This window comes from Polynucleobacter sp. 71A-WALBACH (assembly GCF_018882365.1).
In the GTDB taxonomy this organism is placed as follows: Bacteria; Pseudomonadota; Gammaproteobacteria; order Burkholderiales; family Burkholderiaceae; genus Polynucleobacter.
The window spans coordinates 168,704-188,391 of the sequence record NZ_JACVOP010000003.1; the positions used below are offsets into that span (position 1 = coordinate 168,704).

The following is a 19,688-nucleotide window of genomic DNA, read 5'->3' on the forward strand; positions in this document are numbered from 1 at the left end:
GATTTCCTTAATGAAGAAGTGCTTAGTACAAGCCGAAAAGTTTGAGACCAACAATCGCAGTCAAAGCAAGACCTAGACAAAATACAAAGATCGCTGAGCGGTTAGCATCTACTTTTTCAACGCCAATCTCTAAATCCAACAGGAGATAGCGAATACCAGCGCAAAAATGGTGCAAGAAAGACCAAATTAATCCCAAGAGAATGATCTTTACCAGCACATGGCCAGTAATTGCTTGAAACTTTTGATAACTCATCTCGGAAGCCAAACTTTGATCCAAGAGATACAGCAAGAATGGCAACATCAAAAATAATGCCGCTCCGCTAATACGATGAAGAATTGATACTTTTCCAGCCCAAGGCAGGCGGTATTTGATCAACTGGGCAAGACCAATGTTTCGATAAACCGGTCTATCTTTTTTTACGTTTTGCTGTGCATCAACCATGGGCAATCTCAATCTTTCGGTGGAGGTTCAGTGTGGTTTTGTTGTGTTGCAACATATTCTATTGGAAACCTTGGGGGTGGTGGGGACTTTTTAGCGTTTAAAGGGGTTAAATAGTGGTTTTTACTGATTTTTTGAGTTTACTACCTAGTTCAATTTGTTTTCATAGTGCTGATCAGAAGTGTCATACCTAGCGCGCCGAATTTCTACTGGTTTATTCCCGTAGGTAAAAGCCACACGCTCGACCGACAGCAAGGCAGCCCCTTCAGGAACCTGCAGGTGCTTAGCAAGATCTGAGCTAGCTAGAATCGCCTTAATCTTTTCCTCTGCACGCACCATGTGGGTGGCATATTCACTTTCATAAAAAGCGTACATTGGACCAGGCCAGGCATTTAATGCGTCGAGAGTCAGCCCCTTGAAGCGCCCTTCTGGTAGCCAAATCTCTTCAAACACAATGGGGCGACCGGCAGAGCTTTGAACTCGATCAATGCGAATAATGGGGTCGCCTGCCTTTAATTTAAGCAACTGCGCTGTATAAGCGTCTGATTGCATGTTTTCGCAGGCTAAAAACTGGTTTTTAAGATGCAGCTTCTCTCCGGAGTCGGGCTCTAAACGCAAAAAGCGATATTGGAAGTCTTCTTCTTGGTGGGTGGCTACAAAAGTGCCCTTACCCTGACGACGTACCAGCAAATTTAAGGCGGCCAGCTCATCAATTGCCTTACGCACAGTGCCTTGACTCACCGCATAACGGGCTGCTAGCTCCATTTCACTGGGGATGGCATCACCAGGCAACCATTCGGAGGCCTGCAAACTTGCCAAGATCATGGCTTTGATTTGCTCATAAAGCGGACTAAATGAGGCAATCGGTTCGGATATCAGTGACAAATTAACTCCAGGACTGCTGCTATTGGATAAAATTCAAGCTTATCTCATATCTTATAGAAGACATGATTGACAGTGTAAATGGAAAGTCCATACACTTGAATGGATAATAAGAAAGATTTCAATTAATTAACCTCAACTGGAGTTATTAGTAATGGCAAAAGCCCCAATGCGTGTTGCAGTCACCGGTGCAGCCGGTCAAATCGGATATTCCCTCCTCTTTCGCATCGCCAATGGCGACCTGTTAGGCAAAGATCAGCCAGTAATCCTCCAGTTACTAGAAATTCCAGACGAAAAAGCTCAAAAAGCCTTGGCTGGCGTGATGATGGAATTGGAAGATTGCGCATTCCCATTGTTGGCTGGCATGACAGCTCACTCTGATCCAATGACAGCGTTCAAAGATATCGACGTTGCTTTGTTGGTTGGTGCACGTCCACGTGGCCCAGGCATGGAACGCAAAGACTTGCTCTCTGCAAATGCACAAATCTTCACAGCACAAGGCAAAGCATTGAATGCAGTTGCTAAGAAAACTGTGAAGGTATTGGTTGTTGGTAACCCAGCAAATACCAATGCTTACATTGCCATGAAATCTGCACCAGATATTCCTGCGAAAAACTTCACAGCCATGTTGCGCTTGGATCACAACCGTGCTCTCTCACAACTAGCAAGCAAGTTGAACAAACCTGTTGCTGATATCGAGAAATTGGTTGTTTGGGGTAACCATAGCCCAACGATGTACCCTGACTATCGCTTCGCGACTGTTGACGGTAAGTCCGTAAAAGACAGCATCAACGATGCGGCATGGAATAAAGATACTTTCATTCCTACAGTTGGCAAACGTGGTGCAGCCATTATCGAAGCCCGCGGCCTCTCTTCAGCAGCTTCTGCAGCTAATGCCGCAATCGATCACATTCGTGACTGGGTTCTCGGCACGAATGGTAAATGGGTCACTATGGGTATTCCATCTAAAGGTGAATACGGCATTCCAGCTGAAGTGATTTATGGCTATCCAGTTGTTTGCGAAAACGGCGAATACAAAATGATCGAAGGCTTGGAGATTGATGAGTTTTCACGTGAACGTATGAACCACACTTTGAACGAGCTGCTTGAAGAACAAGCTGGCGTTAAGCACCTCCTCTCATAAGGATTAATACACATGAAGCAAACTCTTCTCATCGTTAGCTTGGCTGCAGCAAGCCTCTTAGGTTCCGCATCAGCTATTGCTAGCGAAGAAGTAACTACTTGGACTTGTAGCGAAAGTAAACAATTTAAAACTTCAGGAACAACAGAAAAGGTTCGCCTGACTTGGGAATCGAAAACGTTTGATTTGAAGCGTGAAAATTCTTTGCCTGGTAGCTTGCGTTACAAGAACACTACCAGTGGGCATGACCTTGTAGTGCTGGGCAATAAAGCAATGCTGTTTAACATTAAATCTGGAACTCGTCTTGCTGATTTCTGCCAAACCGCAGAAATGAAGACAGGTAAGTTGCCACATTTATTTGCCGACTCAGAGCCTTTTACTCAGAACTAATCGAAGTTGAATCAAAAGAAAAAGCCGAGAATTTCTCGGCTTTTTTATCACCATCTTTTTAAGATTGATAGAATTAGGCTAGTGAAATAAAGGCTGCTGTATTGGCGCATCGTCCGGCAACTCAGCGTGCACAGCATCGCCCGATCGATCCGGAAATAACGGTGCTCCACAATCATCACAGAGCTCTGGGTCAAACAGCATTGCATGGCGAAAAACATCCTCAACGCCAGCATCACGCAGTGCATCTGCAATTCGCTTCATTGGACTGTCATCATCAGATAAATCATTCAGCGCGTCATTGGCAACGCTCTCCCTGTCATACAAAGGCCAAATCACACCATAGACAACTTCAGGGGAGCCTTTTAAGCTGAAGGAAATTCGATACTCATCAGCCTGCTCCTCGCCAAATGCCCCTACTACACAAGATAATCCAGCCGGCAGTACACCAAGAGTGCTTTCTAAGAAATTGACGCCAGCCCGAATACTTAATGGACGAACTTGCTTATCCGCCAAACGGCAATTAGTGAAATAGGCTTCCGGCAGCAAAAGCTCGAACTCACAACCCGGCAGGAGTGCGGCAATAGGTTCTTGCATCGCAGTTTGCCAGCCAATCAAACTAACACCACGCTCTTGTCGAGTTGGGGGCTCTGCTTGCCAGCGAAACAATGGCGTCCCTGATGGAGCTGCGACTGCGGCGATGATGAAGCGCGGGTCAGCTAAAACTGCAATCGTCTCTGACATATCGCGAAGCTCTAACTTGACGTCACCAGCAGTGATAGCCGCTGTTGCTAAGGCTTCAGTAAGTAATCGTGTTTGGCAATGGGAATGCGGCATTTGATCAATGCTGTAAAGCCAAGGAACAATAGCTAAGCGCGTGTCCGATGAAGCAATTGAATGATGCAATGCGGCCGCAGTAGATTCAATAACATGAACCGGTAGCGCACCAGAGGGAATCTGATAGCGGGTATGCGCAACAATTGGTAAAGCCAATAACAGCACATCCCAGCCCTGACCTTCATGCTCCATGCTGAGTGATTCAGCAAGAGTCTCCGCTGAATCAGCCAGCACTTCGAAGGCTACGGTATTAATTCTGAATGTTTGATCTAGGGCAGCATCAATCACATTCTGATTTTGGCTTTTTAATAATCGCATTAAGCGAACGTTTAAACGCTCCTCCCAAAAACGATCTTCAATTTGACTGCCAGAGGCTGCCAAAGAGATAGCGTCGGCTACTAAGCGCTCAACATCTGGGGAGGCGCGTTGCGAGGATTTAGTGCGATGAACAGCCATGATGCACTCTCCTACTTTCTTTCGGGACGTCTAAATAACGGTTTTTCTGGCTTAGATTCAGAGGCAACATATGTGTAACCATCCAAATTAAAACCCTTTAAATCGGCGGGATCGGTGATGCGGTTTTCAGCCACATAGCGGGCCATTAATCCCCTAGCTCGTTTGGCATAAAAAGAAATAATTTTGTACTTGCCATCCTTGGCATCCTGAAATACCGGAGAAATGACTGGGCAATCTAGGTTCTTAGCCTGCAATACTTTGAAATACTCTTCGGAGGCTAAATTGAGCAGGACAGGCTTCTTTTGACTCTCAAGCACACGCTTAAGCGAATCCGTCACTCGCTCACCCCAGAACGCGTACAAATCTTTGCCTCGAGTATTTTTAAAGGATGTTCCCATCTCTAAACGATAAGGTTGCATTAAATCAAGGGGGCGCAAAGCGCCATATAAACCCGAAAGAATACGAATATGGTCCTGAGCAAAACACAGCCTTGGCACTTAGGGTCTTCACGTCAAACCCATCATAGACATCGCCATTAAAGGCATAGATGGCCGGCTTACTGTTTTCTTCAGTAAATTTCTTTGACCAATCACGGTAGCGCCCTACGTTCAGAGCGGCTAACTGATCCGAGAGGCCCATGAGATCAGCGACCTCCTGAGGCGAAAGCTTCTTCAGATCTGCAATCAGTTTTGCGGATTCCGAAGCAAACTCCGGCAAGGTGGGAGCCTTAACCTTGACTGGGGTTTTGTAATCTAAGGATTTAGCGGGTGAAAGTACGATCAGCATGGCACAATTTGAATATGAATTTCTATCATTCTAGCGACTACCTACCTTATTTGCCCTAAATCGCCTGCATGGACCAAAACACCCCTCTGACCCCAGCATTTCCCAGTCGCCTGCCCGAGGTGGGAACTACAGTCTTTACGGTAATGTCTGCGCTAGCTACAAAGCACCAAGCAATTAACTTGGGTCAAGGTTTTCCAGACTTCCCTTGTGACCTAGGGCTCATATCCCAGGTTAATGAGGCAATGCTAGCGGATCACAATCAATATCCACCGATGACGGGAGTTTCGGAATTACGCCAGGGTGTGGCACAAAAAATTTCTGCTTTGTATTGCCACCAATACGATCACGATACTGAAATCACCATTACAGCAGGTGGCACTCAAGGGATCATGACGGCGATCTTGTCGTGCGTTAGCCCGGGAGATGAGGTTGTCATTATTGAACCCGCCTACGATAGCTATCGACCCTCAATCAAATTGGCTGGCGGCAAAACCATTGCAGTTTCTTTAATTGCTAATCGAGATGGTGATGGCTCAGTTAACTTCTATTCAATACCTTGGGATGATTTAGAAAAGGCCATAAACCCAAAAACCCGACTCATCATCATCAATACGCCACACAATCCAACCGGCATGGTGTGGCAAACATCCGATCTTGATCGCTTGTGGAACTTAGTCTCTCACACTGATGCGCTGATTCTGAGCGACGAAGTCTATGAGCACATGGTGTACGACGGATGCAGTCATCAGAGCATTGCAAGCCATCCTGAATTAGCGGCAAGAAGTTTTCTTATTTCAAGTTTTGGTAAAACCTATCATGTCACGGGCTGGAAGGTAGGTTACGTAGCTGCCCCCACAGTGATGAGCAAAGAGTTTCGCAAGGTGCATCAGTTCAATGTATTTACCGTTAATACACCTATGCAATATGGTTTAGCGAGCTACCTAAAAAATGCTGAGCATTATTTAAGCCTACCCGCTTTTTATCAAGCCAAACGGGATTACTTTATCCAGGGTCTGGAGCAGACTGACTTCAAATTATTGCCCACGCCGGCAACCTACTTTCAATGTGTGAACTACACAAGTCTGAATATTCTCCAGGCAAAGATGAATGAAGCAGATTTTTGCTCCTGGCTGACTACCGAAATTGGAGTGGCCGCTATTCCTGTTTCCGCGTTTTATTCCAAGCCAGTTGAATCAGGCGTAATCCGTTTTTGTTTTGCCAAAAAAGAAGCGACGCTTTCTTCAGCCCTAGAGCGTTTACAAACCCTAAATAAGAGAAATTAATCATGGCAATAAGTAAACCAAGCAAAGACATCATTGATGTTTACAGCTGGCCAACCCCAAATGGTCATAAGGTTCACATCATGCTCGAAGAGTGTGGTTACAAGTTAGGCAGAGATTGGATTGCCCATCCCATTGATATCGGGGCTGGCGATCAGTTCAAACCAGAATTCTTGGCGATTAGTCCCAATAATAAGATTCCAGCTATTACCGACCCAAACGGTCCCGATGGTAAGCCTATTCACCTATTTGAGTCTGGCGCAATCTTGCTCTACCTGGCGGCCAAAACGGGGAAGTTGATGCCCAAATCTACTCGAGGTAAGTACGTAGTCTTGCAATGGCTCATGTTCCAGATGGGAGGTTTAGGCCCTCTTTTAGGCCAAAACCACCATTTTCGGATTTACGCCCCAGAAAAAATTGATTATGCAATCACTCGCTACACTAATGAAGCCAAGCGCTTGTATGGCGTTATCGATCATCAACTGAAAGATAATCCTTATATTGCTGGTAAAGGTTATTCAATAGCAGATATCGCCATCTTTCCATGGACCCGCAATTGGAAGAATCAAGGAATCGATATCAATGAATTTCCGCATTTCAAGCACTGGTTTGAAATGATTGGTGAGCGTCCTGCCGTTAAGCGTGGCGTTGAAGTATTAACCGCATTACGTAAGCCCTTGCATGATGACAAAGCAAGAGAGCAATTATTTGGTTCATCACAGTATCAAAAAAGGAAATAGCATGAAGATTCAATCAGTCGGAGTAATTGGTGCAGGTACGATGGGCAATGGTATTGCGCAGGTCTGCGCAGTTGCGGGTCTAGATGTCGTGATGGTTGATATCAATGATGCCGCTGTCGAGCGCGGCTTGAGTCAAATTAGCAAGAGCTTAGATCGCCTTGTTAAAAAAGAAACTCTCACAGCCGAAGATAAAGATGCGGCATTAAAACGTATCAAAGGTAGCACTTCATACGCTGACTTTAAAGGCCTGCAATTAGTGATTGAAGCTGCCACCGAGAACCAGGCTGTCAAAGAGAAAATTTTGAAGCAGGTAGATGAAATCGTCAGCAAAGAAACCATCATTGCTACAAATACTTCTTCACTCTCGATTACTAAGCTTGCCGCTTTGGACTCTAATCCAAGCCGTTTTATTGGCATGCACTTTTTTAATCCGCCCCCAATGATGGCTTTGGTAGAAGTGATTCGGGGCTTGCAAACTTCAGACGCAACACACGCTGCCATTATTGAAATGGCTAAGCGCGTTGGTAAAGAGCCTATCACCGTTAAAAACTCTCCCGGCTTTGTTGTAAACCGTATTTTGTTACCAATGATTAACGAAGCCTTCTTTGTTTTGCACGAAGGCCTTGCTAGTCCAGAAGACATCGATGCCGGTATGAAGTTAGGCTGCAATCAACCTATTGGCCCACTAGCTTTAGCTGACTTAATTGGTCTTGATACTTGCTTGGCAGTCATGGAAGTCTATTTTGAAAACTTTAGTGATTCAAAGTATCGCCCTTGCCCACTGTTACGCGAGATGGTTGCCGCTGGATACCTTGGTCGGAAGACTGGACGCGGTGTCTACACCTATGAAAAGTAATTTTGTCGCTCGTAACCTATCAATCCAAATAAAGAAGTTTTTGTGAACCCACTGCCTCCCCTAGTTCGTAAATTAGCCTATGCAGGTCTAATTCCATTTGTTGGACTCGCCCTAATGGTGCAGCTAGCTCCCACCCCAATGAATTATTTAAGCGCTGAGTCGCTAGCTGGTTATGGTGCGGTCATCACCGCCTTCATGGGTGCATTACATTGGGGCGCCAATTTACATACTTTAGGCAAAGCACCTCCAGGGGATCGCTGGGAAGATCGCAACGCTTGGATTTGGGGCGTAATCCCCGCTTTAGTAGCTTGGGTTGCACTGCACATCTATATTCCAGTCGGCCTGGTGATCTTGGCGTCTGCATTGGTAATCCAGAGAAATATTGACAAGGAAACTTATCAATATTATTTTTCAAGCGAAGTGGCATGCAATGCATTTATCACTTTACGCAATCGACTAACGCTAGTTTCCGCAAGCTGCTTGATTTGGGCAGCCCTAGTTATTTTGTTTGTACAAAACTAACTAAATGAATATGGGCAATCTATTTGATCAAGCGCCTCCCCCACCCTTAGCGGAAGCCTTACGCCCAAAAACAATTGAAGAAGTCATTGGGCAGACGCACCTATTAGCCCCTGGCAAGCCACTCAATCTTGCTTTTGCCTCTGGCAAGCCACACTCGATGATTCTGTGGGGGCCGCCAGGGGTTGGTAAGACCACCCTAGCAAGACTTTCAGCCAAGGCCTTTGATAGAGAGTTCATTGCAATCTCAGCCGTTCTTGCTGGTGTAAAAGAAATTCGCGAGGCAATCGAGCAAGCTCAACAAAGTATGTCTCAATATGGCAGACAAACTATTTTATTTGTCGATGAAATTCATCGCTTTAATAAAAGCCAACAAGATGCCTTATTGCCCCATGTTGAATCTGGCTTATTTACATTTATTGGTGCAACTACAGAAAATCCCTCATTTGAGGTGAACTCCGCACTGCTTTCACGTGCCCAAGTGTATGTACTGAAATCATTAAGCGCTTCAGAGCTGAAGCAATTATTTGATCAGGCGCGCGCGCATGCAATGCCTGATATTGAGTTTGAATCTGCGGCAATCGATAGCCTCATCTCTCATGCAGATGGCGATGCTAGAAGATTACTGAATTTAGTAGAACAAGTCCTTAACGCAGTCACCACACCCAATTCCAATATCAGCACTGTCGATCAGGAGTTCATTGAGAACGCCTTGACCGTCCAGGCTCGTCGCTTTGACAAAGGTGGGGACCACTTTTATGATCAGATTTCCGCACTGCATAAATCTGTACGCGGATCCAATCCTGATGCAGCTTTATATTGGTTTTGCCGAATGTTGGATGGCGGAGCAGATCCGCGTTATCTCGCCCGAAGAATAATTCGCATGGCCTGGGAAGATATTGGACTTGCTGATCCTAGGGCAATGCAACTAGCGAATGATGCAGCTCAAACTTTTGAACGGCTTGGCTCACCAGAGGGTGAGTTGGCACTTGGGCAGGCGGTTGTGTATTTGGCCATCGCCGCTAAAAGCAATGCAAGTTATAAGGCATACAACGCAGCAAGAGCCTATGTTGCGAATGATCAATGCAAAGCAGTCCCCAATCATTTACGTAATGCTCCAACTAAGCTCATGAAAGAGTTAGGTCACGGCAAGGAATATCGCTATGCACATGATGAGCCTCATGCCTACGCTGCTGGAGAGAATTACCTTCCAGATGGAATGGCAGAGCCCCATTGGTATGAGCCAGTTGATCGAGGACTTGAAAGTCAGATTGCCGAGAAAATGGCTTTCTTACACAAGTTAGATGAGGAAACCAAAAAGAAATGATTCAAGATCAGCTGAATACAAACCCGATCAAGGGGACTTTTTATTACGACATCATTTCACCATTTTCCTATTTCTATATTAAGCAACGCCATCGCCTTGATAAACGCGTAGACATTAAGCCTGTACCAATCCTATTGGGCGGGCTATTTAGGGCGACTGATAATCGTGGCCCTGGAGAGGTGGAGGCCAAGCGCCCTCACACCTACCAATACTGCGTATGGCTCGCTGAAAAATTAGGTTTGCCATTTCGCTTTCCAGAACACCATCCCTTTCTCACTGTCGCAGCACAACGCCTCTTGGTGCAGCAAAATGCCCAGTGGGATATGGTGGAGCGAGCGTTTGAATATGTCTGGGTAGAAGGCAAAGATCCCAATTTATATTGGCTAGAATTTTGCCAATATCTTGGCTTACCAATGGATACTCCGAAGCCAGATGCTCCTGAAATCAAAACCAAGCTCATTAGCAATACCGAAAGCGCCAAATCAGATGGTGCCTTTGGTGTGCCCACCCTAGTGATTAATGGCCATGCCTTTTGGGGTGTAGACACCATCGATTGGGCTTTGGAATATTTAGATAGGCCCAATATGTTTGAAGAGGCGGCTTATCGATATGCCGGCCAAGTGCCCTCAGGCCTTTGAGCAATACAATTACATTTACTTTTTTACTAGATTTTTAAGGATCTTCATTATGCGTAAAATCATTGCTTCCCTATTTTTGATAACCGGTCTTTTTGCTAGCACCCTTAGCTTTGCTGGGCCTAAAGTTGAATTCAAAACCACGATGGGTAATTTTGTTGTCGAATTAGATTCTGTAAAAGCACCAAAAACTACTGCCAACTTTTTGAACTATGTAAACAGTGGTTTTTATAACGGCACTATTTTTCACCGCGTGATTGATGGCTTCATGATTCAAGGGGGAGGCTTTACTCCGGACTTGACTCAAAAACCAACCAATGCACCGGTAGTTTCAGAAGCTCAAAATGGACTTCAGAATCAAACTTACACGATTGCTATGGCTCGCACATCTGATCCCGATTCCGCAACAGCCCAGTTCTTTATTAACGTTAAAGACAATGAAGGTTTAAATTACCCCAATGCGATGGGCAGTGGATATACCGTGTTCGGAAAAGTAATTTCTGGCACTCAAACTATTGATGCAATTCGAAAAATCCCCACCATGATTGCAACAGCACCAAAAATGGGTCGCATGTCGGATGTGCCAAGTAAGACAGTCACTATCGAATCGGCTACCGTTTTAAAGTAACTTCTTCAGGCTACTTGAGCTCTGACGGTAATCAACATGATATTGCTAGATGACGCCCAAAGCACTCAGGCTCAGCCTAGTAGTCGCCACTATCAGCATTCTGTTCAGAGCTGGACTGTGTATCCCCGGTCTAGCCATTCAGAAACCCTGGCAGCAGTAGATCAATGTCTTCAGGATATCAATGGGGCTCTTGCCCAGGGTGAATATGTTGTCGCTGCATTTGCTTATGAATTAGGGCAATACATTCATCAGATTAGTCAGCCTATAAATCATGAGCACAATGAGCATCCTTTAGTTCAGGCGTGGTCATTCAAATCTTATGAAAGTTTCAGCAAAGAGGATGTCGATACTTTTATCGAGAAGAGACTAGCAAGCTTGGAGCCTGAGTCTCAAATCGCAGGCGTTGCCAATCTTCAATTTTCTATAAATGAAGAGCAGTTCACTTCAGATATTCAGACCATTCAAGAGTACATCCGCAACGGCGATACTTATCAAATTAACCATACCTTTCGAATTACGGGTGAAATTTATGGTGACCCACTAGCACTCTATGCAAGGTTAAGAGATCGACAGCCTGGCAGATTTGGCGCATTTATAGCGGGTGACTCAAACTTTATTCTGTCTCAATCACCCGAGTTATTCATTCAAAAGCAAGGCAGCACTTTAAAGGCGATGCCCATGAAAGGTACCGCTAATGCATTAAGGGATTCAGCGGAGCACCTGTCAAAAGATAGTAAAAATCAAGCTGAAAATGTCATGATCGTTGATCTCTTACGCAACGATCTGAGTCGACTTGCTTTGCAAGGAACAGTAACTGTTCCGGAGCTATTTGAGGTTACTAGGTACGGTGATGTGCTGCAGATGACATCTACGGTGCAAGCAGAGATAAGACCTGGGATTGGGTTAAGAGAGGTCCTGAATGCTGTTTTTCCTTGTGGCTCTGTTACCGGAGCCCCAAAGAAAAGAAGCATGCAAATTATTCAGGAGCTTGAATCTGAGGATCGTGGCTATTACTGTGGCGCCCTGGGTTGGCTAGACCCTAATGGTGACTTTGCTTTTAGTGTCCCCATTCGTACGCTAGAGATTGATCGCGACACCAAAACCTATGCATCACCGTTTACTTTAGGCGTAGGTGCTGGTATTACGATTGACTCGGAAGCTAGAAAAGAATGGGAAGAGTGTCAGATTAAAGCAGCCTTCTTGAGCAAGATGCCTAGTGAGTTGGGTTTATTTGAAACCATCTTGGTTCATAAAGGTAAAGCTCAACATCTTCAACTTCACTTAGCGCGGTTAGCTGATTCAGCCCTGGCGCTTGGAATACCCTGCTCCATCTCGGATATCAATAAAGTGATTGAAATCGCCTGCGCAAACTGCTCTAGCAATACCGACTATCGTCTGCGATTAGACCTCGATCATGCGGGAAAGCCAAGCTATCAAATTTCTCCAATCAGTCCACTGCAAGAATCGGTAAAAATCTTCTGGGCAAGCGACATTCTTCCATGCTCAAGCGACGCCATTCTTCACTCGGGGAATGTATTGCTGAGACATAAAGTGAGTAGTCGAACTATCTATGACCAGGCCTGGAAATTAGCAGAAGGTCTTGGTGGCTTTGACGCTCTATTTATGAACGAGCAAGGCTTTGTGACTGAGGGGGGTAGAAGTAGCGTTTTCATTAACACTGGAGATCGCTGGCTTACGCCACCTGTCTCAGCCGGCCTCCTGCCAGGAGTAATGAGATCAATTATCTTAAATGCCCCAGAATCGAATGCCCATGAGGCTAACTTGACTATTGATGATCTTCGGAATGCGAAAGAGATTATTCTTAGTAATGCATTACGTGGAATCATCCCCGCCCATTTTTAGAAAGCCCGCATGAAGTTTTGCTCGCACTGCGCAGCGCCCATTAGCATCAAGATTCCAGCGGATGACTCGCGGGAGCGTCATGTGTGCGACTCTTGTGGAAGTATTCATTACTTCAATCCTAGAAACGTAGTTGGCACCATCCCTGTCTTTGGCAATCAAGTTTTGTTGTGTCGTCGCGCCATAGAACCTAGGCATGGCTATTGGACTCTACCGGCTGGATTTATGGAGTTGGGTGAAAGCACTAGCGCTGGAGCTGCCCGAGAAACCCAAGAAGAGGCCGGTGCCCTTGTTCAAATTGGCCCCCTCTACTCCCTACTCAATGTTCTTCATGCAGAGCAAGTACACCTTTTTTATCTAGCGACAATGACTTCACCGGAATTTCTTGCTGGCGAAGAAAGTTTAGAGGTTGCCCTATTTGATGAGCAAGATATTCCATGGAATGAGATTGCCTTTCCTACGGTAAAACAAACTCTAGAGTGGTTCTTTGCTGATCGCACTGCTGGAGTATTTAGCTCCAATATTGAATTTAGTGTCCGCAGCAGAGATATTCTGCCAACAGAAAAAATCTAGTCATCGCAAGCTTATGAGCAATATCAACTGGCTAGGATCTCAGGATGAATTTCCTAATCCTATGGATTGCCCAGATCCCGACCCCAGTGTTCCAGGCTTAATTGCAGTCAGTGACCGTATTTATCCAGGGCAACTAGCTCGAGCCTATCAAATGGGAATTTTTCCATGGTACTCAGATAATCAACCCGTCTTATGGTGGTCACCAAACCCCCGCATGGTATTAAAGCCCGCTCACTTTAAATGCCATGATTCGCTTAAAAAAACGATTCGTCATTTTTTAGCGGATCCGCAGAAAAATATCTGCGTCGATGAAGATTTTGGGGCGGTTGTTCGCTCCTGCGCAACTACCAGAAGAAAAGATCAAGATGGCACGTGGATCACCCATGAAATCATGGATGCCTATACCCAGCTTCACGAACAAGGCAAGGCTCATAGTATTGCAGTGAAGGAAGATGGACGGCTAATAGGAGGCCTCTATTGCGTGGCTTTTGGTGGGATGGTTTTTGGGGAGTCGATGTTTAGCCACCAATCCGACGCCTCCAAAATTGCCCTGGCTGCTCTTGCTAGTTGGTGTGAGCAAAATCAGGTGGAAATGATCGACTGTCAGCAAGAAACGGCACATCTCGATTCTCTAGGTGCCGCACCCATTTCTCGAGATGAATTTTTAGCCCATCTGCACATTGCATTAAAGCAAACTAATATAGAGATTCCCTGGAAATTTGATAAAGAGATTCTGCGTCACTGGCTATGACCCAACTAAAAGAACTTCCATTAACCGAGCTCCAGTTTTATGCAACGGCACCTTACCCTTGCAGCTATCTGCCGGGTAAAACTGCTCGCTCACAAGTGGCGACACCTTCGCACTTAATTCATGCTGATTTATATGGTGAGCTAGTGAATGCAGGATTTCGACGAAGCGGTTTATATACCTACCGACCCTATTGTGACGAATGCAATGCCTGCACTGCTACCCGTATTCCAGTAAAGCGCTTTTCACCCAATCGCAGTCAAAAACGTTCCTGGAAAAAACATGCTGGACTCGATATTCGCGTTCTCAACTTAGGCTACCAAGAAGAGCACTACCAGCTATATCAACAATATCAAAATGAGCGTCATGCTGGCGGGGATATGGATCAAGATGGCCAAGATCAGTACATGCAATTTCTACTGCAGAGCCGAGTGAACTCCAGAATCGTTGAGTTTCGTGATGGACAGCAGGATTCCCATCCGGGACGTCTGCGCATGGTTAGCATGATTGATATCTTGGATCAAGGCATCTCTTCTGTGTACACCTTCTTTGATACCAGCAATACCTCCGCAAGTTATGGCAGCTTTAGTATTTTGTGGCAAGTTCAGCAGGCCTTGGAGCTTGATCTTCCCTACCTCTATCTCGGCTATTACATTGAAGGTAGTGAAAAAATGGCCTACAAGGCTAAGTTTCAGCCGATCGAAGGCTTGATTGATGACCACTGGCAACCCATCATTGGGCCATAATATCTACCCATGATCGATAGCTACCCCCTTCTACGTCCCTTGCTTTTTTCTCTTGACCCAGAGCAAGCCCATAACATTACTCTCAGCAATTTAGATCGCTCTGAGCGCTGGGGTTTATTACGCCGCTTAGTGGAGCAGCCAGCTCCCGATCCCCGCAACTTGTGTGGCATTACCTTTCCAAATCCAGTTGGCCTAGCTGCTGGGTTAGATAAGGATGGAAAACATATTGATGCTCTAGGTTCTCTAGGTTTTGGGTTTTTAGAAATTGGAACTGTTACGCCCAAACCCCAACCTGGCAATCCGAAGCCCCGCATGTTTCGCTTACCGCAAGCTCAAGCAATTATCAATCGTATGGGCTTTAATAATGATGGTGTCGATGCTTGCGTGAAGCGTGTTCGCAACTCTGCTTATTGGCAAAGTGGCGGCATCGTCGGTTTAAATATTGGCAAGAATGCGAGTACGCCCATCGAGAATGCGGCTAGCGATTACGTTACTGCCATGGAGGCAGTCTATGAGGTCGCCTCATACATCACGGTCAACATCTCATCCCCCAATACCCAGAATTTACGCGCTCTTCAAGGCGAGGAAATGCTGCGCTCTTTGCTTGGTTCATTGCATTTAGCTCGTGAAGCCCTCAGCGATCAGCATGGTGTTCGTAAGCCTCTTTTTTTAAAAATAGCTCCCGACCTAGATCCAAACGATATCAAACTCATTGCCGATCTTTTGCTTGAATTTAAGATTGATGCGGTCATTGCAACAAATACCACCATTGCCCGCGATGCCGTTCAAGGACTCGAGTTTGGACAAGAAGCTGGTGGCCTATCTGGTGCCCCTGTTCGAATCGTCTCTACTGAAGTGGTCAAAAGTCTTAAGCAGCATTTGGGCAATGCTATTCCGATTATTGGCGTTGGCGGCATCCTCTCTGGCAAAGACGCGCAAGATAAAATAGAGGCTGGTGCCAGCCTTGTACAAATCTATAGCGGCCTTATCTACCGTGGACCAAAACTCATTGCCGAGTGTGCTGCTGCGCTAAGAAAGTAACCAGCTAGTCACCAGCAATACTTTTAGAATTGAAACTCAATTTCATATTGTGCAATTTCAGCAAAAATCGCTACAATTGACAGTATGACGATGAGCAAACCTGAAAAAGTGGCAAAAGTACCTGGTGAGGCTGGTAAAACAGCGATCCAGGTAGTTGAGCGCATGATGAACCTGCTCGATGCCTTAGCCACTCATGAAGAGTCTAGTAGTCTTAAAAACCTCGCCGAAGAGACTGATTTACACCCCTCTACAGCTCACCGCATCCTTAATGACTTGGTAGCCTGCCGTTTAGTAGAGCGTGGCGATGGTGGCACGTATCGACTCGGCCTGAAGCTACTAGAACTAGGTAACTTAGTTAAAGCGCGTTTATCGGTTCGTGAAGCAGCCCAAGCGCCAATGCGCGCCTTGCACAAGCTCACAGGTGAAACCATCAATCTTTCTGTTCGCCAAGGCGATGAGATTGTCTATATTGATCGCGCTTACAGCGAACGTTCCGGCATGCAAGTGGTGCGTGCTATCGGTGGTCGAGCGCCACTCCATCTGACATCCGTAGGTAAATTATTTCTGGCAAGTGATGACCCTGGCCAAGTACGCGCTTATGTCACCCGCACCGGATTAGCTGGACACACCAGAAATAGCATTACCGAATTAGGAAAGCTGGATTCCGAACTCAATCAAGTTCGAAAATTAGGTCATGCACGTGACAATGAAGAATTAGAGCTGGGTGTGAGCTGTGTCGCTGCCGAGATTTTTGATGACAGCGGTAAGTTAGTAGCGGGGCTCTCATTGAGCTCGCCTACTGATCGCATTAAGGAAGACTGGTTAAAGCTTTTGCAAGATACCGCCCTACAGATTTCAAAGGGCATGGGTTACAAACCCAAGGTCAACGACTCCAACACCTAATACCCAGGCCCAATCCTCAAATTTGTTTGAGAGTGCAATTACTACATTAGGCGACGAATTGCATGAGGCTCCCCAGAGGGCATGCGCTCGTACCAATCACGTACTCTCACCGCATCAGCAAAACGCGATTGCGTACCAACAGAGTCTAAGAAAACCAACAACAACGGCGTGTTATTCACTCGGGCCTGCATCACCAAGCACTTACCTGCTGCATTAATAAAGCCTGTTTTTTGTAAGCCGATATTCATATCGCCAGCACGCACTAAGCGGTTGGTGTTTAAGAACTTTTGTGGACGTTTCGCAATTACCATAGTCAGATCAGGCCAAGTAGAAAACTCTCGAATCATTTTGTACTGATAGGCGGCACTGAGCATCCGCGTAAGATCCTCTGCTGATGCCACGTTCTCGCTCATTAACCCAGTCGGGTCCGCAAAATGAGAATGCGTCATACCAATTTCTTTTGCCTTGCGATTCATGGCATCCACAAAAGCGGGGATGCCGCCTGGATAATTTCTACCAAGCGTATAGGCGGCACGGTTCTCGGAAGACATTAGCGCCAACAATAAAGCCTCTTCTCGCGTTAAGACCGTTCCGCCAGCTAGGCGTGAAGTTCGATATATATGGACGTCATCCGCATTAATAACGATAGTTTCATCGAGGGGTAATTTGGAATCAAGTACCACCATTGCGGTCATCAATTTGGTGATGGAGGCAATCGGGAGGCTTATCGAAGAGTTCTTCTCAAAATAGACTTCTTTGGTATCTTGATTAACGACCATTGCGACGCTGGACTTCAGACTGAGATCATCATGCTGGCCACGCAATCCTAGAGCAGTAGCAAAAGAAGGTCTAGCCTCTACAACTGACTCGCTTGAACGTGTAACGGTGGTTCGGACAGATGTTGACTTCTTTGGGGATTTGCTTACTTTTTTAGATTCCGCTTTAACTGGTGTCTTGGACGATGCCTTGGCCTGCTTTGTTGTTTGGGAATCTTTATTGGCTGCACTTGCCTGAAAAGAAGTTGCTAAGCCAAATGACATTAGACCAACTAGAGCGATGAGCCAAAAACGATTCAAATGCATCCCCAATTACCTTCCAAAACTTTTAACATACCGAATGATAAATAACTTTTGCCACTAGGCCGCGTTTATTGCTTTCATAGGCGCTAATAATGCCTATATTTAGTGCAGACTTATTCAGCAATCGTAGCAACAACGCTTGCTTGCCCACGATTCACAAGCACAACCCCTGTCATAGTTAACAACAAGCCCCCTGCCATCATTAAAGTAAAAGGCTCATCAAACAAGAACCAGGCCATTACTGCCGTAGTTGGGGGCGTTAAATACAAGAGACTGCTTACCTTGGTTGCCGCACCTTTGCGAATCATCATAAATAGCAAACTGATGGATCCAATCGATAGAGGGAAAATTGCCCAGAGCAAAGCCCCAATAACGGAGGCATTCCAAACCATGACACCAGATTCAAAGTAATACATGCAAATAAAACAGAGGACAGCAGACACACTAAACTGAATTGAAGAGCCGGCACGAAGATCAAATACGGGGCAGAATTTCTTCTGATAGAGGGTGCCGAACGTAATAGAGAGCAAGGCGGCAAAGGCAAGAACATAGCTAAGCAAGGGGATGTGAGCAAAACCAATTTTTTCTGCCACTACCAAAGCTACACCAGCGAAACCAAAACCTAAGCCAATCCACTGGCGTCCTGTTACTTTTTCAGAAACCCAAGCGGCAAACCAGGCAGTCAAAATCGGTTGCAAGCCCACAATGATCGCCGCTAAGCCAGCAGTCATACCCAAGCGAACGGCAAACCAAACCCCCAGAAGATAGCCAAATTGCAGCAAAACTCCCGCCACTGCAATGTGCTTCATTTGAGACCAGCTTGGCCAACTAATTCTCCAAATAAGGCTGAGGCATGCCATTGCCATTAACACGCCTGAAAAACGCCAAAACAAGAAGGTGGCTGGCTCAACGTATGGCATGGCTAAGCGTGCAATCACAAAGCCAGTGCTCCAGATCAATACAAAGAATGGTGCAATCAGGCTGTCTAGCTTCAATCTCATGGATAACTTATTGAAAATGTGGAGTTTTTTATTCAACCTATGATTTTAGGCTTATTTAAATACCGCTCGCCATATTTGAAGATGGGCTAGCTTCATGCTGCACCGCAATATAAATTCTGTAAAATGCTCTATAAATAAATTGACATTACTAAGATAAAGCTCATAGTGAGTGAAGATATGAAGTCCGTCAGAAAGGGATTGAAATGAATTTAACGCCAGAACAAATCGCGGCAGCGCAAAAAGCGAATTTAGAAACTTTGAGCAGCCTGACTAATCAAGCTCTTCAAAGTATTGAGAAATTAGTTGAGTTGAACATGCATATTGCAAAGCAAAGTCTTGGCGAAAGCATGAGCAGCGCTAAAAAAGCCTTAGAAGTAAAAGATATTCAACAACTCCTCGCGCATCAAGCTGAGGCAGTTCAGCCCATGGCGGAAAAAATTATGGCCTATAGTCGCCATCTTTATGAATTAGCTCATGAGACTCAAGAAAGTTTTACTAAGTCTGCTGAAAAAGAGTTTCAAGCGGGGCAGAAAAAGATTAATGCCTTAGTAGAAGATTGGACAAAGAATGCGCCAGCAGGTTCCGATGCCGCAGTCATTGCGATGAAACAAGCGATTGCATCCGCTACCAACGTTTACGAAACTAGCCAAAAGGCAGTAAAGCACGCGGTAGAAGTTGCTCAAACTAATTTGAGCAACGCTACTAGCTCAGTTGAAAAAACGATGAAAACAGCTGGAAACGCTACAAGTAAAACTAGTAAGAAAAAGTAATATTTATCTCGCTATAGATTTCTTGTAGTGACAGTGGTAGTAAAAAGCCCCGAT

Annotated in this window: 21 protein-coding genes and 1 pseudogene; 16 read left to right on the forward strand and 6 right to left on the reverse strand. The window is 45.6% G+C overall.

All coding sequences use genetic code 11. The features are described 5' to 3' along the window. Nucleotides 1–22 precede the first annotated feature (22 nt). Nucleotides 23–442 (reverse strand): succinate dehydrogenase, cytochrome b556 subunit, encoded by a 420-nt coding sequence (sdhC, locus tag ICN42_RS10140; protein ID WP_216254233.1) that lies wholly within the window; start codon nucleotides 440–442, stop codon nucleotides 23–25. A 144-nt stretch (nucleotides 443–586) separates the two neighbouring features. Further along, nucleotides 587–1,324, reverse strand: a complete 738-nt coding sequence (locus ICN42_RS10145) for a GntR family transcriptional regulator (RefSeq protein ID WP_216254236.1) — start codon at nucleotides 1,322–1,324, stop codon at nucleotides 587–589. Nucleotides 1,325–1,475: 151 nt separating this feature from the next. Between ICN42_RS10145 and ICN42_RS10150 the strand changes: the two genes are divergently transcribed. Then, nucleotides 1,476–2,465: a malate dehydrogenase gene (locus tag ICN42_RS10150; RefSeq protein WP_216254239.1), complete on the forward strand. Its 990-nt coding sequence runs from the start codon at nucleotides 1,476–1,478 to the stop codon at nucleotides 2,463–2,465. A 12-nt stretch (nucleotides 2,466–2,477) separates the two neighbouring features. Further along, nucleotides 2,478–2,852 carry a hypothetical protein gene (locus ICN42_RS10155; RefSeq protein WP_216254241.1) on the forward strand — a complete coding sequence of 125 codons (375 nt, stop codon included), beginning with the start codon at nucleotides 2,478–2,480 and terminating at the stop codon, nucleotides 2,850–2,852. Between the two features lie 78 nt (nucleotides 2,853–2,930). Here the strand turns inward: ICN42_RS10155 and ICN42_RS10160 are convergent, their stop codons facing one another. Together ICN42_RS10160 and yaaA are read right to left on the reverse strand one after the other, a co-directional pair. Beyond that, the gene (locus ICN42_RS10160) at nucleotides 2,931–4,142 is read right to left on the reverse strand and encodes a DUF2863 family protein (RefSeq protein ID WP_216254244.1); all 1,212 of its coding nucleotides are present in this window, start codon (nucleotides 4,140–4,142) and stop codon (nucleotides 2,931–2,933) included. Between the two features lie 11 nt (nucleotides 4,143–4,153). Continuing rightward, nucleotides 4,154–4,928 (reverse strand): annotated as a pseudogene (gene yaaA, locus ICN42_RS10165) (peroxide stress protein YaaA). 68 nt (nucleotides 4,929–4,996) lie between these two features. On the opposite strand from yaaA, the gene ICN42_RS10170 reads away from it, so the two are divergent. From ICN42_RS10170 to ICN42_RS10230, 13 genes are all read left to right on the forward strand, one after another. Next, on the forward strand, nucleotides 4,997–6,211 hold the full coding sequence (locus ICN42_RS10170; RefSeq protein ID WP_216254247.1) for a methionine aminotransferase: 1,215 nt from the start codon (nucleotides 4,997–4,999) through the stop codon (nucleotides 6,209–6,211). A 29-nt stretch (nucleotides 6,212–6,240) separates the two neighbouring features. Then, nucleotides 6,241–6,948, forward strand: a complete 708-nt coding sequence (locus ICN42_RS10175; protein ID WP_216254545.1) for a glutathione binding-like protein — start codon at nucleotides 6,241–6,243, stop codon at nucleotides 6,946–6,948. A 1-nt stretch (nucleotide 6,949) separates the two neighbouring features. Then, a complete protein-coding gene (locus tag ICN42_RS10180; RefSeq protein WP_216254250.1) occupies nucleotides 6,950–7,804 on the forward strand; it encodes a 3-hydroxybutyryl-CoA dehydrogenase in 855 nt (284 codons plus the stop codon). A 42-nt stretch (nucleotides 7,805–7,846) separates the two neighbouring features. Further along, entirely contained in the window at nucleotides 7,847–8,326 is a 480-nt protein-coding gene (locus ICN42_RS10185) for a DUF3429 domain-containing protein (RefSeq protein ID WP_370626027.1), read from the forward strand. A gap of 10 nt (nucleotides 8,327–8,336) precedes the next feature. Beyond that, complete coding sequence (locus ICN42_RS10190; protein ID WP_216254253.1) at nucleotides 8,337–9,650, forward strand: replication-associated recombination protein A; 1,314 nt, start codon at nucleotides 8,337–8,339, stop codon at nucleotides 9,648–9,650. Beyond that, nucleotides 9,647–10,288, forward strand: a complete 642-nt coding sequence (locus ICN42_RS10195; RefSeq protein WP_216254256.1) for a 2-hydroxychromene-2-carboxylate isomerase — start codon at nucleotides 9,647–9,649, stop codon at nucleotides 10,286–10,288. Before ICN42_RS10190 ends, ICN42_RS10195 begins: the two co-directional genes overlap by 4 nt. Nucleotides 10,289–10,337: 49 nt before the next feature. Further along, complete coding sequence (locus ICN42_RS10200; protein ID WP_216254260.1) at nucleotides 10,338–10,913, forward strand: peptidylprolyl isomerase; 576 nt, start codon at nucleotides 10,338–10,340, stop codon at nucleotides 10,911–10,913. 36 nt (nucleotides 10,914–10,949) lie between these two features. After that, nucleotides 10,950–12,776, forward strand: coding sequence for a bifunctional chorismate-binding protein/class IV aminotransferase (locus tag ICN42_RS10205; protein ID WP_216254265.1), 1,827 nt, complete (start codon nucleotides 10,950–10,952; stop codon nucleotides 12,774–12,776). Between the two features lie 9 nt (nucleotides 12,777–12,785). Beyond that, nucleotides 12,786–13,346 carry an NUDIX hydrolase gene (locus ICN42_RS10210; protein ID WP_216254267.1) on the forward strand — a complete coding sequence of 187 codons (561 nt, stop codon included), beginning with the start codon at nucleotides 12,786–12,788 and terminating at the stop codon, nucleotides 13,344–13,346. 13 nt (nucleotides 13,347–13,359) lie between these two features. Then, nucleotides 13,360–14,097 (forward strand): leucyl/phenylalanyl-tRNA--protein transferase, encoded by a 738-nt coding sequence (gene aat, locus ICN42_RS10215; RefSeq protein ID WP_216254269.1) that lies wholly within the window; start codon nucleotides 13,360–13,362, stop codon nucleotides 14,095–14,097. Beyond that, nucleotides 14,094–14,840, forward strand: a complete 747-nt coding sequence (locus ICN42_RS10220) for an arginyltransferase (RefSeq protein WP_216254271.1) — start codon at nucleotides 14,094–14,096, stop codon at nucleotides 14,838–14,840. The genes aat and ICN42_RS10220 overlap by 4 nt, the downstream gene beginning before the upstream one ends. Before the next feature lie 9 nt (nucleotides 14,841–14,849). Then, nucleotides 14,850–15,881, forward strand: coding sequence for a quinone-dependent dihydroorotate dehydrogenase (locus ICN42_RS10225; RefSeq protein WP_216254273.1), 1,032 nt, complete (start codon nucleotides 14,850–14,852; stop codon nucleotides 15,879–15,881). A gap of 84 nt (nucleotides 15,882–15,965) precedes the next feature. Continuing rightward, nucleotides 15,966–16,784 carry an IclR family transcriptional regulator gene (locus ICN42_RS10230; protein WP_370626028.1) on the forward strand — a complete coding sequence of 273 codons (819 nt, stop codon included), beginning with the start codon at nucleotides 15,966–15,968 and terminating at the stop codon, nucleotides 16,782–16,784. Between the two features lie 41 nt (nucleotides 16,785–16,825). Here the strand turns inward: ICN42_RS10230 and ICN42_RS10235 are convergent, their stop codons facing one another. Both ICN42_RS10235 and ICN42_RS10240 read right to left on the reverse strand, forming a co-directional pair. After that, nucleotides 16,826–17,866 (reverse strand): serine hydrolase, encoded by a 1,041-nt coding sequence (locus tag ICN42_RS10235; RefSeq protein ID WP_216254275.1) that lies wholly within the window; start codon nucleotides 17,864–17,866, stop codon nucleotides 16,826–16,828. 110 nt (nucleotides 17,867–17,976) lie between these two features. After that, a complete protein-coding gene (locus ICN42_RS10240) occupies nucleotides 17,977–18,864 on the reverse strand; it encodes a DMT family transporter (protein ID WP_216254277.1) in 888 nt (295 codons plus the stop codon). Between the two features lie 203 nt (nucleotides 18,865–19,067). On the opposite strand from ICN42_RS10240, the gene ICN42_RS10245 reads away from it, so the two are divergent. Then, on the forward strand, nucleotides 19,068–19,634 hold the full coding sequence (locus ICN42_RS10245; protein WP_216254279.1) for a phasin family protein: 567 nt from the start codon (nucleotides 19,068–19,070) through the stop codon (nucleotides 19,632–19,634). Nucleotides 19,635–19,688 lie beyond the last annotated feature (54 nt).

Bases quoted from the DNA above. Each gene is read 5' to 3' on its own strand.
- sdhC (WP_216254233.1), bottom strand. From the start codon at position 442: ATGGTTGATGCACAGCAAAACGTAAAAAAAGATAGACCGGTTTATCGA.
- ICN42_RS10150 (WP_216254239.1), top strand. From the start codon at position 1,476: ATGGCAAAAGCCCCAATGCGTGTTGCAGTCACCGGTGCAGCCGGTCAA.
- ICN42_RS10155 (WP_216254241.1), top strand. From the start codon at position 2,478: ATGAAGCAAACTCTTCTCATCGTTAGCTTGGCTGCAGCAAGCCTCTTA.
- ICN42_RS10160 (WP_216254244.1), bottom strand. From the start codon at position 4,142: ATGGCTGTTCATCGCACTAAATCCTCGCAACGCGCCTCCCCAGATGTT.
- ICN42_RS10170 (WP_216254247.1), top strand. From the start codon at position 4,997: ATGGACCAAAACACCCCTCTGACCCCAGCATTTCCCAGTCGCCTGCCC.
- ICN42_RS10180 (WP_216254250.1), top strand. From the start codon at position 6,950: ATGAAGATTCAATCAGTCGGAGTAATTGGTGCAGGTACGATGGGCAAT.
- ICN42_RS10190 (WP_216254253.1), top strand. From the start codon at position 8,337: ATGGGCAATCTATTTGATCAAGCGCCTCCCCCACCCTTAGCGGAAGCC.
- ICN42_RS10195 (WP_216254256.1), top strand. From the start codon at position 9,647: ATGATTCAAGATCAGCTGAATACAAACCCGATCAAGGGGACTTTTTAT.
- ICN42_RS10200 (WP_216254260.1), top strand. From the start codon at position 10,338: ATGCGTAAAATCATTGCTTCCCTATTTTTGATAACCGGTCTTTTTGCT.
- ICN42_RS10205 (WP_216254265.1), top strand. From the start codon at position 10,950: ATGATATTGCTAGATGACGCCCAAAGCACTCAGGCTCAGCCTAGTAGT.
- ICN42_RS10210 (WP_216254267.1), top strand. From the start codon at position 12,786: ATGAAGTTTTGCTCGCACTGCGCAGCGCCCATTAGCATCAAGATTCCA.
- aat (WP_216254269.1), top strand. From the start codon at position 13,360: ATGAGCAATATCAACTGGCTAGGATCTCAGGATGAATTTCCTAATCCT.
- ICN42_RS10220 (WP_216254271.1), top strand. From the start codon at position 14,094: ATGACCCAACTAAAAGAACTTCCATTAACCGAGCTCCAGTTTTATGCA.
- ICN42_RS10225 (WP_216254273.1), top strand. From the start codon at position 14,850: ATGATCGATAGCTACCCCCTTCTACGTCCCTTGCTTTTTTCTCTTGAC.
- ICN42_RS10230 (WP_370626028.1), top strand. From the start codon at position 15,966: ATGACGATGAGCAAACCTGAAAAAGTGGCAAAAGTACCTGGTGAGGCT.
- ICN42_RS10235 (WP_216254275.1), bottom strand. From the start codon at position 17,866: ATGCATTTGAATCGTTTTTGGCTCATCGCTCTAGTTGGTCTAATGTCA.
- ICN42_RS10240 (WP_216254277.1), bottom strand. From the start codon at position 18,864: ATGAGATTGAAGCTAGACAGCCTGATTGCACCATTCTTTGTATTGATC.
- ICN42_RS10245 (WP_216254279.1), top strand. From the start codon at position 19,068: ATGAATTTAACGCCAGAACAAATCGCGGCAGCGCAAAAAGCGAATTTA.